This is a genomic window from Haladaptatus paucihalophilus DX253 (assembly GCF_000376445.1).
In the GTDB taxonomy this organism is placed as follows: Archaea; Halobacteriota; Halobacteria; order Halobacteriales; family Haladaptataceae; genus Haladaptatus; species Haladaptatus paucihalophilus.
This window is the reverse complement of the sequence record NZ_AQXI01000001.1, coordinates 1382591-1398241: the sequence shown is the minus strand read 5'-3', so window position 1 is coordinate 1398241 and position 15651 is coordinate 1382591. Positions and strand designations below refer to the sequence as shown.

Here is a 15651-nt window from a genome sequence, read left to right as displayed (position 1 = left end):
TGATACTTGTTGGATAATCAACCAGAATGGTCGTTGCTCACCGGCATTCCCTACTCACAACAGCGTTCGCAGCGTCTCGAAGGTCTCGTCGCTCGCCGCCGCGAGGAACAGGTCGTCGTCGTTCGCCAACCGCGCGCCGCTCTCCTCCGCCAGCAACCACCCCGCGTGCTGTTCCACCGCGTCCGGGTGGACGGAGACGACGGCTTCGAGTTTCCCCCGCGCGAGCAGGCCCCAATCCAACGCGGGTGCCCAACTCTCCCAGACTCGCTTGCAGCGTTCGGCGACCTCATCGTTCAACGCGTCCGCTTTCACCCGCAACTCCTCGTCCCGAACCGCGTCCAGCCCGAGGACGAACGAAACCGTCGCGTGGTCGCTCGCCATGTCGCTCTCGGCCCGAATCGGTTCGCCGTTCAGCGTGACCCCGCCGCCCCGCCTGGCGACGTAGGTGTCGTCGTGAAGCGGGTCGCGGACCACCGATAGAACCGGCACGTCCTCCCGGAGGAGCGCGAGCGCGGTGCCGAAGTACGGAATCCCGGAACAGAAGTTGTTCGTGCCGTCGAGCGGGTCCACCACCCACCGGTACTCGCCCGCGCCGGACCGCTTTCCCGACTCCTCGGCGTAGATGGCGTGGTCGGGGAACGCCTCGGTCAACACGTTCAGCACGCGACGCTCCGCCGCACGGTCGGCGAGCGCCTTCACGTCGTCCGGGCCGTGCTCCGCCGCGAGCGAGTTCGTTTCGAACTCGGAAGCCAGATACCCCCCGGCGGTGTCACACGCCCGCACCGCGACCGCCTCGAACGAATCGAGGTCACTCTCGTCCATACCGATACGTATCACCGCGGCGTAAAATCCGTCCCGGTTGCGGTTCGTCCCTTCTCAGCCAGTGTGGAACGAGAAATCCACCGACGGCGCGCTGTGGGTCAGCGCGCCGATGGAAATCACGTCCACGCCGGTCCCGGCGTAGTCGGGTACGTCCTCGATACCGATGCCGCCGCTCGCCTCCGCGAGGACGCCATTCGGGAGCAGTTCGACGCCGCGCTCCACGTCCGCCGCCGGGAGGTTGTCGAACATCACGATATCCGCCCCCGCCTCGGCCGCCCGGCGGCCGTCGGCTGGGCGCTCCACTTCTACCTCGATTTTCGTGGCGAACGACGCCGACTCGCGGAAGTGTGCTATCGCGTCGTCGAGTCCCATCTCCTCGATGTGGTTGTCCTTGACCATGACCATCCCCGAGAGCGTGAGCCGGTGGGTGTCGCCCCCACCGGCCGCGATGGCCCGTTTCTCGATGCCGCGAAGGCCGGGCGTCGTCTTTCGCGTCCCCGCAATCGCCACGTCGTCGCTGACGGTTCGAGCGGCGGCCACCGCGTTCGCCGTCTTCGTTGCGACGCCCGACGCGTGGCCGACGAGGTTGACCGCGACTCGCTCCCCGCGGAGGACGTCCGTCGCCGGACCGTGAACCTCGAACACCGTGTCGCCCGCCTCGACGCGGGTCCCGCTCTCGACCGCCTGTTGGGAGTCGCAACCGAGGTAGTCGAACACGGCCAGCGCGGCGTCCAATCCGGCGACGACGCCGGACTCCCGCGCGACGAGTCGCCCGACCGTCTCGCCGGGGACGTGGTTGGTCACGTCGCGGTGGCCCACGTCCTCGCGGAGCCACCGTTCCACGTCGCCGTCAGTCAGCATGGACCTCCTCCACGTGGTGACAGCCGACTGATTCGGCGTCTAGCGCGTCCCGTGCGACCAGCAGGGCGACGACGGTCGCGTTCCTGAGTTCGTAGAGGTCGCGCGCGGTTCGGGTTCTGGCGTAGGCGTCGACCTCGCCCTTCAGTCGCCTGAGCACCGCCGTCGCCCGCCGAAGGTCGTCCGGTGTTCGGGTGAGGCCGACGCACTCGTCCATCACCGCCCGCAGTCGGGCGAACTTGTCGCGGGCGAATCCGTCCGGAAGCGCCGGGTCGCTGTTCAACAGATCCGGCGCTTCGACGGGTTCGGGCTTCGCTCCGCCGGTCGCCGCCGTCTCCCCGGCGCGGAGTCCCCACACCAACCCTTCGAGCAGGCTGGTCGAGGCGAGTCGGTTCGCGCCGTGCACGCCGGTTCGTGCGCACTCGCCGACCGCGGACAGGCGGTCGAGGCTCGTCCGTCCGCGGTCGTCCACGTCGATACCGCCACAGAGGAAGTGCTCGCTCGGCGCGACCGGAATCGAATCGCGCGGAACGCCGCGCTCGTCGCACTTCTCGGCGAGATCCGGGAACGTCCCGGCGAAGTCGAGCGGCGTCGTATCGAGGACGACCTCGCCGGTTCGCTCGCGTTCGCGCTGGACCGCGCGGGCCACCACGTCCCGCGGCGCCAACTCGGCGTCGGGGTGCACGTCCGTCATGAACCGCTCGCCGTCGGCGTTCCGGAGGACCGCGCCCTCGCCGCGAACCGCCTCGCTGACGAGGAAGGAGTCGTCTCGCGGCGTCGCCGCTCGGTTCGTGGAACGTGGTTCCACGCGTCCCGAATACGCGGTCGGATGAAACTGCACGTAGGCCATGTCGGCCGTCTTTGCCCCGGCGAGCGCGGCCATGGCGATGCCGTCACCCGTCGCCGACGCCGGATTCGTCGAGTGGCCGTACAGCGCCCCGACGCCGCCGGTTGCGAGTACCGTCGCCCCCGCGAAGACGGGACGGCGGTCGCCCTCGCGTTCGAGCATCGCACCGTGAACCCGTCCCTCGCGGGTCACGAGCGACAGCGCGGCGGTGCCATCGTGAATCGTCACGCGCGGGTGGTCGTCCAGATGGGACAGGAACGGCCCGAGAACGTGCTGGCCCGTGCTGGCATCGACGTGGAGGATTCGCTTCTCGGAGTGAGCGGCCTCCCGTCCGTAGTCGTATTCTTCGCCGTCCGTGTCGAAGGAAACGTCGAGCGTGTCGATGAGCACGTCCGTCACCGCGTCGTTCGCGTTCTCGACCAGCATGTCCACCGCGTCCGGGTCGGCCGTGTTTGCGCTCGCCGTCAGCACGTCCGCGCGGAGCGATTCCGGGTCGTCGCGGGTCACGGCGATGCCGCCCTGCGCCCAGTGCGTCGAGGCGTTTTCGGGGCGGGTCGCCTTGGTGGCGACGAGCACGTCCGCGCCCGCACGCGCCGCGGCGAGCGCGGCGCTACAGCCCGCGATGCCGCTGCCGACGACCAGTACGTCCGTCGTTTCGGCGTCGTTTTTCGTCCCGCTCATAGGTCCAACATCCTGTCGAGCGCCAGCATTGCGAGGTCCTTTTCCTCCGGTGCGACCTCGATGACGTTTCGTTCCCGTCCGCTGACCAACTCCTCCAGCACCCACGTCAGGTAGTTCGGGTCGATTTGGCGCATCGCGTTGCAGTCCATGCACGCGTCGCCACAGAGGGGGAGCACGTTCACCTCCGGATGCCAGCGCTCGAGGTGCTCGACGAGGTGAATCTCCGTCCCGACGGCCCACGTCTCGCCGGGGTCGGCCTCGGCGATGGACTCGCAAATCGTCGCCGTGCTGCCAACGACGTCGGCCGCCTCCACGACTTCGCGGCGACATTCGGGGTGGACGACCACATTCGCGTCCGGATGCCCCTCGCGGACGCGCTCGACGTGTCCCACGTCGAAGCGCTCGTGAACCTGACAGTAGCCGTCCCAGAGGACGATTTTCGCGTCCGCCACGGACTCCGAATCCTGTTCCTCGGGGTCCCACGGATTCCACAGCACCGTCTCGTCCTCCAATCCGAGTCGGTGAGCGGTGTTCTCGCCGAGGTGCTTGTCGGGCAGAAAGAGAACCTTGTCGCCCCGTTCCAGGGCCCACTCGAAGACGCGGTGGGCGTTCGAGGAGGTACAGACCGCGCCGCCCTGCTCGGCGCAAAACGCCTTCAGGTCGGCGTAGGAGTTCATGTACGTTATCGGAACGATGTCGTCGTCGGGCGCGGCCGCCTCGATACGCTCCCAGGCGGCGTCCACCTGCAGCGCCTCCGCCATCCCGGCCATCGGGCAGGACGCCTCCATCGACGGGAGGATGACCGTCTGGTCGTCGTCCGTGATGATGTCCGCCGACTCGGCCATGAACGTGACGCCGCCGAAGACGACGTATTTCGCGTCGGCCTCCGCCGCTTGGACACTCAACTGGTAGGAGTCGCCGACGAAATCCGCGTGTTCGACGATTTCCCGCCGCTGGTAGTTGTGACCGAGGACGACCACGTCGTCGCCCAGTTCGTCGAGCGCCCGCTCGATGCGCTCCGTTCGCTCTTCTTCACTCAGTCCTCGATATTCGGAGGGAAGTTGCTCTAAATTGTCGTACTTGAACAGACTGAGTTCCGTTTCGAGGTTTGCTGTCTCCATTTTTGGCACGTCGTTCCACCTGTGGTTGCACTAGCCCACAACAGCAGGTATTGAAAATATTTTCTCTTCAAAGGTGGCTATCTGATTTCGGTAGCGACTGGTGGGCCATTTCGTCGGCTAATCACTCGAAAATACCACTCGAAAATGAGTTCCGCGTTCCCTATCGGCGGTCGCGCGTGTCGCGGCGCGCGGCGCGTTCGGCGCTCGACCAATCCCGATGTTCGGATTCCTCGCCGTCGCTTTCCGTGTCGATGAGCCACCACAGGAGGAGCGGACCGCCGATTGCGAGGACGAAAAACAGCGGGAATACGACGGCGATTCCGGCGTCGAGTAGGGGCTGGAACATGACAGAAATCGGTGTCGACCCGGCTTAATCGTTCCGTCCGTCGAAGACGACAGTACCGTCCACCACCGTCATCGCCACGTCGATGTTCTCGATGTCGTCCTCGTGTTCCCACGGCGAGCGGTCGAGGACGGTGAAATCCGCCCGCTTACCCGTCTCGACGGTTCCGAGGTCGTCCTCGTCGAACCCGGCGTAGGCCGCCCCGAGCGTGTACGCGCGGAGCGCCTCCGTCACGGACAGGCGCTGTTCCTCGACGGGCGCGTTGACGGTCTGGTGAATCCCGAGGAGCGGGTCGAGGGGCATGCAGTCGCTCCCGAACGCGAGGTGGGCACCGGCGTCGAGCAGGGTGCGGTAGCGGTTGGTCTGCCGTCGTCGCTCCTCGCCGAGTCGGACGTCGTACAGGCCGTCCGGTTGCGCCCACTTCAGGAAGTTCGGTTGGACGGACGCGATGACGCCCGACTCCGCGAACCGCTCTATCTGTTCGTCCGTCACGAGTTCGACGTGTTCGACGCGGTGGCGCTTTTCGCCCGCATCCCCGGTTTTCTCGAAGGCGTCCAACACGGCCTCGATGGCTTCGTCGCCGATGGCGTGGGCCGTTACCTGAAAGCCCGCGCCGTCAGCCCGCTCCACGATGTCGTCCAGTTCTTCCGGGGAAACGACCCACTGGCCCGTCACGTCGCCGTCGGTGTCCGCGGCGTCGTCCGCGTCGGCGTACGGTTCCGAGAGCTTCGCCGTCCGGCCGCCGAAACTGCCGTCGGTGAAGGACTTTATCGCGCCCGTCGTCACCAGCGAACTGCCGTGGTTCGTTACGAGGCCGATCTCGTCCGCGGCCTCGATGTGGTCGCTCCAGTAGTTGATTCGGACCCGCAAGGAGAGGTCGCCGTCCCGTTCGAGGCGGCGGTACACCTTCGGCGCGCGCGACTGGCGAACCATGTCGTGGACCCCGGTGACGCCCTTCTCGTGGGCGTCCCGCTGTGCCGCGAGCAGGAGTTCTCGCGTCGTCTCGGCGTCGGGTTCGATGGCTTCGTACACCGCGTTGACCGCATCCTCCACGATGACGCCGGTCGGGTCGCCGTCCTCCGTTTCGACGTCTTCGTCCGGCATCTCGTCGCCGAGTCGGTCGAGGGCGACGCCGTTGACGGAGGCGACGTGGAGGTCCTCGCGGAACGCGACCACGGGGCGGGTTTCGCTCACTGCATCGAGGTCCTCGCGGGTGAGGTAGCGCGATTCGTCCCACATGCTCTCGTCGAACCCGTAGCCGAGTATCCACTCGCGGTCGCCCTCCAACTCGGCCAGCAGGTCCACGCAATCGCCCGGCGAGTCGGCCGCCGAGAGGTCGGCGTTGACGATGTAGCTCCCGACCGTCTGCATGTGCGTGTGGGCGTCGATGAATCCCGGCAGGAGGACGCGACCGCCGAGGTCGATGACCTCGGTTTCGATGCCTTCGAGGAACGCGACTTCGTAGGCGGAATCCACGCGAACGATTTTCCCGTCGCGGACGGCGACCGCTTCGGCGGTCGCGTCGCCGTCCGACAGGGTGTGTACCTCGGCGTTCGTGAGAATCACATCCGCTGGCGCTGTCATGCTTTCGTGGTCTGCTCCGACGCCGATAACTGTTCGGGGTCCGGTAGAACGCGGGATAGGGATGGGTTCGTTTCTGCCCGCAGACTGATGTACGTCGCTCCCGTCTTTCCGTCCATGAGCGTGACCGGCCTGTGTCAAATCTGCGAGGCGGCCGAGGCGACGCACGACTGTGACCGCTGCGGTGCCCTCGTCTGTGACGAACACTGGAACCGGCAGAGCGGCTTCTGCGTCGAATGCGCGGCGGAACTCGGCGTCGGCGAGGGCGAGAGAACGCCGAACGGGCCAGGAGCGGAAGACATCACACCCCCGGACACCGAGGACGAAACGCACCGATTCTGACGACGCGATTCGCGGTAATCCGTATCGCGGCTATCGATAATCCGTATCGCGACTATCGATAATCCGTATCGCGGCTATCGATAATCCGTATCGCGGTTACCGGTACTGATTCAGCCGTTTCTTCAGTCGCTTCGCGGCCTGTCCCGACGCCTCGGCGAACTGCTCTCCGGCGTCCTCGCCCGCGAAGATGATGCCGCGCGAGGAGTTCACCAGTCCCGCGCCGTCCGCGAGGGCGTAGGTCGCCGCCGCTTCGACGTCGCCGCCCTGCGCGCCGACGCCGGGGACGAGGAACGGGAGGTCCGGGACGCGCTCGCGGAGTTCTTCGAGTTCGTCCGGCGTCGTCGCGCCGACGACGAGGCCGACGTTGCCGTTACCGTTCCACAGGTCGGCGAGCGAGGCAACCCACTCGTAGAGGGTCTCGCCGGACGCGAGTTCGAGGTTCTGCATGTCCGACCCGCCGGGATTCGAAGTCCGACAGAGGATGAAGACGCCCTTGTCTTCCCGCGAGAGGAACGGGTCGAGCGAGTCGCGGCCCATGTAAGGGTTGACCGTGATGGCGTCCGCCGAATCGAGGAGTTTCGCGTACTGTCGCGCCGTGTTGCCGATGTCGGCGCGCTTCGCGTCGAGCAGGACGGGAACGTCTTTTCCGTGCGCGTACGCGATGGTCTCCTCCAGCGCCGCCCACCCGTCCGCGTCCTCGTAGAACGCGACGTTGGGTTTGTACACCGCCGCGTGTTCGTGTGTCGCGTCGATGATACGACGGTTGAACGCCCAGCGGGGCAGGTCGTACTCGTGCAGATGGTCCGGAATTCGGTCGATGTCGGCGTCGAGTCCGACGGAGACGATGCTGTCCGTCGCCGCGATGCGGTTCGCGAGGCGGTCGAAGAAGTTCATATTCGGAGATTTTCGCCGGGGGTCATGGAGCTATCGAACTGGTAAAGGTACTCCGCTCCTATGTATCCCCCATGTGCGTGACCGCCGTGGGGTTCGACCTCGATGCCACCCTCGCCGTGACCGATAGACCGCGGGCGAAACTGCTCGCGGACGCGACGACGGCGGTGGACGCGCCGTCGCTGTCCCGTCAGGCGTATCTCGACGCCCACAGTCGCCACCTCGCCAGCGAGACGCGCGAACCCATCTTCGCCGACTTGCTCGCGGACGGGTGCGGCACCGACGCCGACGAACTCGCCGCCGCCTATCGACGGGCGATATTGGACGCGCTGTCGCCGCTCGATGGCGTCCCGGACCTGCTCTCGTCCCTCCGTCGGGAGTATCGCGTCGGCTTGCTTACGAACGGCCCGGTCGTCGCCCAACGCGGCAAACTCGCCCAACTGGGGTGGGAAGACAACTTCGACGTCACGGTCGTCACCGGCGAACTGGAGGCGGGAAAGCCGACCCGTCACGCGTTCGACGCGTTCTGTGAGAAACTCGGGGACCCACCCGCCGACACCGTGTACGTCGGCGACGACCCGAAAATGGACGTTCGGGGGGCGAACGATGCCGGGATGAAGACGATACAAGTGCTGTTTCCCGACGGGCCGGACCCGGAGCCGTCGGCGGACGCGTACGTCGAGCGCGACGAACTCGTCACCGCGCTTCCGGACGTGATTGCATCGCTCGAAGCGCGAGACGACGGATAAGAGAACACGGAGACGACTATAGCGATTCGATCACGGCGTCCACGGCGCGTTTGACCTCCGCGCCGCTCTCGACGAAGACGAGGACGCGGGGCGGACGGACCGCCTTCGGTCGGACGCGGATGCCCGACTCGGCCGCTTTCCGCTCGACGGCCTCGATTTCGTCGGTCAGTTCGATACGAACCCTGTCCGGGTGGACGAACACTTTCGCGGCGGGGTCGCCGTTCCGTTCGAGTTCGTAGGCCAGTGCGCCGTCCTCGCTCGGTTCGACGTCCGGGTCCGCGTTCACGACGGCGACCGAATCGAGCGGCGGGTCCTCGCGGCCGTCGAATTCGGAGGAGAGCAGTTGTGCGATGCGCACCCCGTCGGTAATCCTATCCTCGACCATACTCGGCGTTGGCGGGGCGGCGGTTTACGCTTTGAGGTCCGCGAGCGCTTCCCGCGCTTCGTCGCTCACGTCGATACCCTTCCGTCGCGCGTAGACGACGGCGGCGGCCTCGACCGAAACGGCGACCTCCGCTTGGAGCTCGTTGATTTCGGCGACCGCGGTCTGTTTCGTCGTTCCGTGGGAGACGACCTTATCCAGCACTTTCTCGAACGTCGATTGCTCCTGGAGTAGGCTCTCGTCGGGAACGAAATCGTCGGGAATCTCGACGCTCGCCGGGTCGAACTCGGTGATCAGTTCGTCGTCCTCGTGGGACAGCAGTCCCTGCCCGCTGGCGACATCGACGAGACGCTTCGCTTGGTCGGGGGAGAACCAGTCTCGGTCGAGCGACAGCGACACCACGAACTCGCTTTCACGCATCCGTTCGCGGCCCTTCTGCTGAAACGGCGCGGCGACGGCGATCCGCAAACTCATCGTCCGGCGAAACTGGACACGGCGGCCTAAATCTGCCGATGTGGGATTGCGAACCGAGTCATTGAAGTATTTCGTAGGCTACTTTCCCGATATGAAAGACCAAGGACGCTCCACGCGAAAGCGAACGGGTGGACGACTGAAGCCCCTCGACAAGAAAAAGAAACACCAACTCGGCCGTGAACCCACCGAAACGCAGGTCGGAGAACCGCGCTACCGCACCACGGACGCCCGTGGCCGCAACTCGAAGATTCGCGCGCTCACGACCGACGTCGCCAACGTGACCACCGACGGCGAGACGGTCAGCGCGACGATTCAGGACGTGCTCGAAAACGGCGCGAACCCGAACTACGCCCGCCGAAACATCATCACGAAGGGCGCCATCATCGTCACGGACGAGGGCAAGGCTCGCGTGACCTCGCGTCCCGGCCAGACCGGTCAGGTCAACGCAGTTCTCCTCGACGACGAATAATCGGCGTCGATTTTTTCGATTCGCGAACCGCCGAGCGGCGGCACTGCTCTACATGTTTCGCCCGGAAACGTCCGCGGTCAGAACCAGTCTCGGCTCGGGTTCAGCGAGAGTTCGATTTTTCTCCACCCTCAGGGTCGCGGTGCGGCCTTCTGCAATGCCGTCTCGGCGATGTTGCCGCCGTAGTCGGCACACCGGGACAACGAGTCCACGACGAGGCCGAGCAGTTGGGCCTGCTGTGGGTCCTGTTTTCGTAGGAGTTTGTCTATCGCGCGCGCGTGCTCGTCGATGTCGAGGATGGACTCGCGCGCCTCGTTCGCCAATTCGGTGGCTTTCTCGCTGTCGTCCATGAGCAGCGCGTCCATCGCCTTGTCGATGACCGCGGTCGAATCCTCGTGAAGCGCCTCGTAGCTCTCGATGACGTCCTCATCGACCTCGGGCAACTGGAGCGTGAGCTGGCCGATTTTGGCGGCGTGGTCGGCGATGCGTTCGAGCTGGCGGGCGCTCGAATGGTAGTCGAAACACACCTCGCGGGACATACCGAGTTCCTCGGTCGCCTTCGCCGTGCGGAGCGTCGCGCGGAAGATGCGCGAGACGACGAACCAGAGTCGGTCGACGTCCTCGTCGCGCTCGATGACGTCGCGCGCGATGTCGTCGTCGTTCTCCGCGATGGCGGTGATGGCGTCGTCCAACATCGAGAGGGCGATGAGACGCATGCGCGTGACCGCGTTGTGAATCGACAGTTCCGAGGAGTCGAGCAGGTCCTGAATGACGACCTTGTTCCCGGTCTCTTCGAGGACTTCGAGACCGACGAGGCTCTGGGTCGCCGCGCTGATGGTGCGGCGCTGTTCGGTCGTGATGCGGCTCGCCTCCAACGTGATGATATCGAACCCGCTCACGTACATCGTGAACACCGCGCGTCTGAGTTCCTCGTCCTTCAGGTTCGTGATGTCGATGGACCCCTCCAGCTGTCCGCGGTCGTTTTTCGGCGTGAGCAACAGCGAGTCGGACTCGGGATAGAACTCCACGACGCTTCCGGCTTCAACGCCGTTATCCGTCGCCCACGACTTCGGAAGCGAAACGGTGTACGTCGAACCGCCCGTCACCTGAACTTTGCGCGTCTCCATACCGACAGGTTGGTTCGGCCGAGACTATAAATCCAACTATCTCTATATACTCGTTCGGAACAGAGATTATTTCCGTACATAATATGGTATTCCATCGAACCGTTTCCCTCAAGATATGTTTTCAACATCTTGGAACGGCAAAATTATAGAATACATACGTAGTACAAACGGCGAGCTCTCATCGAAACTGCTGAATTCGCCGGAATAGGGCATCTAAGACGGTCGTGTGAGAATCATATGCATCCGTAGAATAGTAGCAAACGTAGAGATATATAGAAATAATAGCAACGTATTATTACGTTCTGTTCATGGATTGCAGTGTATGTCAGGTAAGTCGTCAAGCGGCGTTTCGCGGCGGAAATTCCTCGTGGCAGCGGGAACTTCGAGTGCACTCGCGCTCGCTGGATGTACAGACAACGGATCGAGCGGGGAAACCACGGACGGCGACGGTGGGAACAACGATGACACCGGCAACAACGGCGGAAACGACTCGTCCGGGGCCCTCACGGCGGGAGGTTCCTCGACGGTGTACCCCATCACGAACAAGGCGGCGTCCGTCTGGGGCTACAACCCACCGGCGGACGACAAGGAGTACTGGCCGCAGGAGAAGTACGGCATCAGTACCGACAAGAACCTCGCCGACTACTGGGCGAGCAAATACGGCTTCGAGGCGGGCAAAGACGGTCAGCCCCCGTTCAACGTCAGCATCGGTCTGAGCCACTCCGGTGTGGGTCTGACGAAGCTTCAGAAGGGACAGGTCGACATCGGTGACGCCAGCGCGCCGGTCGACGCCGAACTCGACGCTAGCAAGTCCGAACTCGAGAAGTTCAAGAACCACGTCGTCGGCGTGGACGCCCAGCCCATCGTCGTCAGCAAGTATCTCTACGAGAACGGCGTCAAGAAACTGAAAGCCGACACCGTTCGCAAAATCTACACGGGCAAGATCAAGAAGTGGAGCGAAGTCGACGGCTACACCGGTAAGGACATGGAAGTTCAGGCCATCGGCCGCTCCGTCGGTTCGGGGACGGACACGTCGTTCCGCGCGAACATGCTCGGCAGCGGCGACGCCAAGATGCCCGGCGTCGATATCCGTAAAGGCGAGAACCAGGAGGTCGCAAAGGCGGTCGGCAACGCCAACAACGCCATCGCGTACATGGCGCTCGCGTTCGTCTCGAAGGACGTTCCCGCCATCGCGCTCAACTTCGACGGAACGACCTACGAACCCGGCAAGAACCTCTCCGACAAGGGATACCCGCTCTCGCGTGACCTTCACTGCTACACGTACGAGGGGACCTCGAAGAAGGAAGCCGCGTTCCTCCGAATGATCCTCACCGAATTCGGTCAAGGTCAGTTCGTCGACCCGGCCGGGTATGCGACGCTCTCGGACAGCCGACGCAAAGAGGAACTTTCAAAACTCCCTGAGACGACCAACTAACCACTCGATAATTTATGGTTGACGCACCCAGTTTTTCGGCGGTTCGACGCTCGGTCGATGAACTTGAGACACCGGCCCAAATCGCGGCCGCCGTGGGTGCGCTATCGCTCGTTGCCGCGTTTACCGCGTTCATCGCGGCACCGACGTACGTGGCCTTCCCGCTCGCGGCGTTCATCGCCGTCGTCGTGTACGGATGGGTCACGTATCAGGCGGAAACGGCCCGAGCGCTGTCGCTGCTGACGACTGTTTCGACGGTTATCATCCTGGGCCTCATCACCGCCTATCTGTTCATCCAATCCGTTCCGGTCGTCCGGAAGATGGGACTCTCCATCGTTACCGACACCGTCTGGCGGACGTCCACGAACCGGTACGGACTCCTGACGATGATGTGGGGGACGCTCGTGACGACCATCATAGCGACGCTCGTCTCCGCACCGCTCGGTATCGCGGGCGCAATCTTCATCAGCGAACTCGCGTCCGACATGGTTCGGGAAGTGACGAAACCGGCTATCGAACTGCTCGCCGGTATCCCGTCCATCGTGTACGGATTCATCGGCTTCATGGTCCTCAACCCGTACCTGTCGAACGAACTCTTGTTGCCGACCAGCGGAAGCCTGTTCTTGGTCGGAGTCATGATCGGATTCATGGCGCTCCCGACGGTCGTGTCCGTCGCGGAGGACTCGCTGACCGCCGTCCCCAACTCGATGAAGAGCGGGTCGGTCGGCCTCGGCGCGACTGACTGGCAAACGACGAAGAGCGTCACGCTTCCGGCCGCCATATCGGGAATTTCGGCGGCCGTCATCCTCGGCGTCGGTCGTGCCGTCGGCGAGACGATGGCCGCAACCGTCATTCTCGGGAACGTGACTCGACTTCCCGACCCGCTGTACGACGTGTTCGGGAACACCATTACGCTCACGTCCGCCATCGCCAGCCAATCCGGCGTGGCAATCGGGCGACCGACCCAACTCAGCGCGCTGTTCGCCGCCGGTGTCGTGTTGTTCGTCATCGTCCTGACGCTCAGTATCGTGTCACAGGCCATCGAACGCCGCATGGCGCGGAAACTGGGAGGTGAACAATGAGCGAAGCGTACTCACAGGACAGTGAAATCGTCACCGAGACCGGTGTTCTCGGGCAACTTGCAACCGTACCGTTCGTGCTCGCACTCGGCATGATTCTGCTGGGAGGGGCGCTCCTCTTCCAGTGGGTGTCATTGACCACGACGGTGGCGGGAGTCAGCGTGGCGACCGTCTTCGGCGGTCTTCACGTCGTCATCGCGTTGTCGTTGTTCGCCCTCGGCGCTCTCTCGTGGCAAGGGTCGGTCGATACGACGCCGAGTCCGAGCGTCAGTAGCGTCGTCGCGTTCATCGATGGCTCGATTGCGGCCGTCATCTCCGGTCTGGTCGTTTCCCAGACGTTCGGACTGGGATGGTTCGCGTGGATTCCCGCCGCACTCGTCGCCGGTGTCGCCGTCTTCGTCGGAACCCTGCTTCTCCGCGAGGACATCGGCGTCACGGTTCCGGTCGGTATCTTCGAACTCGTCTTCGGCCTCGTCGTGTTGACCGGCGTCATCGGCTCGGGATGGTCGTGGACGCCCGAGGGCTTCTCGGCGACGTTTCCGGGATTCATCGCCATCGCAATACTCGGCCTGTTCGGCGGGCTGTTGACCGCGTGGTCTTCGGCAGCCGCCTACCGCGGCTTCGGTGCCCGCGGCCGCGAGTTCGGCGCGTACGTGCTCATCAGCATCAACACCGCCATTCTCCTGTTCATCCTCGCGCGAATCATCCTGTTCATCGTCCAGAAGGGACTCGACCCGATGCTGAAAGGGGCCACCCTATGGCCGCCGGCGATTCCGTTCATCACGAACGGAAATGGGTTGCAGTACGACATCAACGGCATCTTCCCCGCCGTCGTCGGGACCATCTGGCTCGTCATCGGTGCGATTTGCTTCGCCGTCCCGCTTGGAGTCGGTGCGGCGGTGTACCTGACCGAGTACGCGGAACAGGGCCGATTCACGTCGATAGTCGAAATCGCAACGAACGGTCTGTGGAGCACGCCGAGCATCATCTTCGGCCTGTTCGGGTACGCGTTCCTCGTCCCTCGACTCGGAAATACACCGTCGCTGCTGGCTGGGCAGGTCGTTTTGGGCGCGATGCTCCTCCCGCTGGTGCTCATCACCAGCCGGGAGTCGCTGCAGAACGTCCCCGACGAGTACCGGGATGCGAGCGCCGCGCTCGGGGTGAACCAGTGGGAAACCATCAAGAGCGTCGTCCTTCCGGCGGCGATACCGGGCGTCCTCACGGGCGTCATCCTCGGCGTCGGTCGAATTGCCGGGGAGACGGCACCTATCTTGCTTATCCTCGTGCAGGACCCGTTCCCGTCGGAAGCGCCGAAGGTTCTATCGTCGTTCACGCTGCAGGCGACGCCACCGTTCGTCGTCAACGACGCGCTGTTGCAACCCGCGAGCGCGCTTCCGTATCAACTGTTTGCAGTCATCACGGCGGGTGTCTCCGCGCCCGAATCGGTCGGATGGGCGACGGCACTCGTCCTGCTCATCGTGGTGATGTCGTTCTACGTGGTTGGCATTGCGATGCGCATCTACTTCAGGAGGAAACTTCAACAATGAGCGAGACAATCAAGGAGATGGATTCAGAGCAGAACAGTTCCGGGTCGCAAACGACCAAGGGCGAAACCGAGGAGCGGATTCGCGCCGATTGGGTCGAGTACGACTTCGACGGACAGCCAGCGTTGTCGGTGGAAGACTTGGACGTCTACTACGGCGACGAGCAGGCGATTCAGTCCGTTTCGATGGACATCCCCGAAAAGAGCGTGACCGCCCTCATCGGGCCGTCCGGGTGCGGTAAATCCACGTTCCTCCGGTGTCTCAACCGGATGAACGACCGCATCAAGGCCGCCCGAGTCGACGGAAACATCGAGTTCCACGGGCAGAACATCTACGACGACGACGTGAACCTCGTCGAACTCCGCAAGCGAATCGGGATGGTGTTCCAGCAACCGAACCCGTTCCCGAAGTCCATCCGGGACAACATCGCCTACGGGCCGCGAAAGCACGGCGAACTCGACACTGGCCTGCTCGCCCGATTGCTCGGGCGCGACGACAGCGAGGAGGAAGAAGAACTCGTCGAGCGCTGTCTGAAACAGGCCGCGATTTGGGACGAGGTGAACGACCGCCTCGACGACAACGCGCTCGGTCTCTCCGGCGGTCAACAACAGCGCCTCTGTATCGCCCGCTGTCTGTCGGTCGAACCGGAAGTCATCCTGATGGACGAACCGGCGAGCGCGCTCGACCCCATCGCCACCTCGAAGATCGAGGACTTGATTCAGGACCTCGCCGAGGAGTACACCGTCGTCATCGTCACCCACAGCATGCAGCAGGCGGCCCGCATCTCCGACCAGACCGCGGTGTTCCTCACGGGTGGCGAACTCGTCGAGTACGACAACACGGACAAAATCTTCGAGAACCCCGAGAGTCAACGCGTCGAAGATTACATTACGGGGAAGTTCGGATAACAAT

At 64.1% G+C, this 15651-nt stretch carries 17 protein-coding genes; 7 read left to right on the top strand and 10 right to left on the bottom strand.

Features of this window, described 5'->3' with window-relative positions; genetic code table 11:
* Positions 1-54: 54 nt before the first annotated feature.
* From B208_RS0107850 to B208_RS0107825, 6 genes are all read right to left on the bottom strand, one after another.
* Complete coding sequence (locus tag B208_RS0107850) at positions 55-822, bottom strand: inositol monophosphatase family protein (protein ID WP_007977046.1); 768 nt, start codon at positions 820-822, stop codon at positions 55-57.
* Between the two features lie 54 nt (positions 823-876).
* The gene (gene nadC / locus B208_RS0107845) at positions 877-1683 is read right to left on the bottom strand and encodes a carboxylating nicotinate-nucleotide diphosphorylase (RefSeq protein ID WP_007977048.1); all 807 of its coding nucleotides are present in this window, start codon (positions 1681-1683) and stop codon (positions 877-879) included.
* Positions 1673-3208: an L-aspartate oxidase gene (locus tag B208_RS0107840; protein WP_018128803.1), complete on the bottom strand. Its 1536-nt coding sequence runs from the start codon at positions 3206-3208 to the stop codon at positions 1673-1675. The genes nadC and B208_RS0107840 overlap by 11 nt, the downstream gene beginning before the upstream one ends.
* A complete protein-coding gene (gene nadA / locus B208_RS0107835) occupies positions 3205-4338 on the bottom strand; it encodes a quinolinate synthase NadA (protein ID WP_026177777.1) in 1134 nt (377 codons plus the stop codon). The genes B208_RS0107840 and nadA overlap by 4 nt, the downstream gene beginning before the upstream one ends.
* Before the next feature lie 151 nt (positions 4339-4489).
* Positions 4490-4675, bottom strand: coding sequence for a hypothetical protein (locus B208_RS0107830; RefSeq protein WP_007983737.1), 186 nt, complete (start codon positions 4673-4675; stop codon positions 4490-4492).
* A 24-nt stretch (positions 4676-4699) separates the two neighbouring features.
* Positions 4700-6256: an amidohydrolase gene (locus B208_RS0107825; RefSeq protein ID WP_026177776.1), complete on the bottom strand. Its 1557-nt coding sequence runs from the start codon at positions 6254-6256 to the stop codon at positions 4700-4702.
* Positions 6257-6370: 114 nt separating this feature from the next.
* Between B208_RS0107825 and B208_RS0107820 the strand changes: the two genes are divergently transcribed.
* Entirely contained in the window at positions 6371-6595 is a 225-nt protein-coding gene (locus B208_RS0107820) for a hypothetical protein (protein WP_026177775.1), read from the top strand.
* Between the two features lie 96 nt (positions 6596-6691).
* Here B208_RS0107820 and pyrF read toward each other — a convergent pair whose 3' ends face one another.
* The gene (gene pyrF, locus B208_RS0107815; protein WP_007983731.1) at positions 6692-7489 is read right to left on the bottom strand and encodes an orotidine-5'-phosphate decarboxylase; all 798 of its coding nucleotides are present in this window, start codon (positions 7487-7489) and stop codon (positions 6692-6694) included.
* A 71-nt stretch (positions 7490-7560) separates the two neighbouring features.
* On the opposite strand from pyrF, the gene B208_RS0107810 reads away from it, so the two are divergent.
* A complete protein-coding gene (locus B208_RS0107810) occupies positions 7561-8235 on the top strand; it encodes an HAD family hydrolase (protein WP_007983729.1) in 675 nt (224 codons plus the stop codon).
* A gap of 16 nt (positions 8236-8251) precedes the next feature.
* On the opposite strand, the gene B208_RS0107805 is transcribed toward B208_RS0107810, so the two are convergent.
* Together B208_RS0107805 and B208_RS0107800 are read right to left on the bottom strand one after the other, a co-directional pair.
* Positions 8252-8620, bottom strand: coding sequence for a hypothetical protein (locus B208_RS0107805; protein WP_007983727.1), 369 nt, complete (start codon positions 8618-8620; stop codon positions 8252-8254).
* A gap of 24 nt (positions 8621-8644) precedes the next feature.
* The gene (locus B208_RS0107800) at positions 8645-9091 is read right to left on the bottom strand and encodes a DUF2240 family protein (protein WP_007983725.1); all 447 of its coding nucleotides are present in this window, start codon (positions 9089-9091) and stop codon (positions 8645-8647) included.
* Between the two features lie 91 nt (positions 9092-9182).
* Here B208_RS0107800 and B208_RS0107795 point away from each other — a divergent pair, with 91 nt between their 5' ends.
* Positions 9183-9560, top strand: coding sequence for a 30S ribosomal protein S8e (locus tag B208_RS0107795; protein ID WP_007983723.1), 378 nt, complete (start codon positions 9183-9185; stop codon positions 9558-9560).
* A gap of 128 nt (positions 9561-9688) precedes the next feature.
* Here the strand turns inward: B208_RS0107795 and B208_RS0107790 are convergent, their stop codons facing one another.
* Entirely contained in the window at positions 9689-10684 is a 996-nt protein-coding gene (locus B208_RS0107790) for a phosphate signaling complex PhoU family protein (protein WP_007983721.1), read from the bottom strand.
* A gap of 322 nt (positions 10685-11006) precedes the next feature.
* On the opposite strand from B208_RS0107790, the gene B208_RS0107785 reads away from it, so the two are divergent.
* The 4 genes from B208_RS0107785 to pstB are packed head-to-tail and all read left to right on the top strand — an operon-like array spanning position 11007 to position 15647.
* Positions 11007-12119, top strand: coding sequence for a PstS family phosphate ABC transporter substrate-binding protein (locus B208_RS0107785; RefSeq protein ID WP_007983719.1), 1113 nt, complete (start codon positions 11007-11009; stop codon positions 12117-12119).
* 14 nt (positions 12120-12133) lie between these two features.
* The gene (gene pstC / locus B208_RS0107780; protein WP_007983717.1) at positions 12134-13198 is read left to right on the top strand and encodes a phosphate ABC transporter permease subunit PstC; all 1065 of its coding nucleotides are present in this window, start codon (positions 12134-12136) and stop codon (positions 13196-13198) included.
* Positions 13195-14742, top strand: a complete 1548-nt coding sequence (pstA, locus tag B208_RS0107775) for a phosphate ABC transporter permease PstA (RefSeq protein ID WP_007983716.1) — start codon at positions 13195-13197, stop codon at positions 14740-14742. Before pstC ends, pstA begins: the two co-directional genes overlap by 4 nt.
* A complete protein-coding gene (pstB, locus tag B208_RS0107770; RefSeq protein WP_007983714.1) occupies positions 14739-15647 on the top strand; it encodes a phosphate ABC transporter ATP-binding protein PstB in 909 nt (302 codons plus the stop codon). Before pstA ends, pstB begins: the two co-directional genes overlap by 4 nt.
* Positions 15648-15651: the final 4 nt, after the last annotated feature.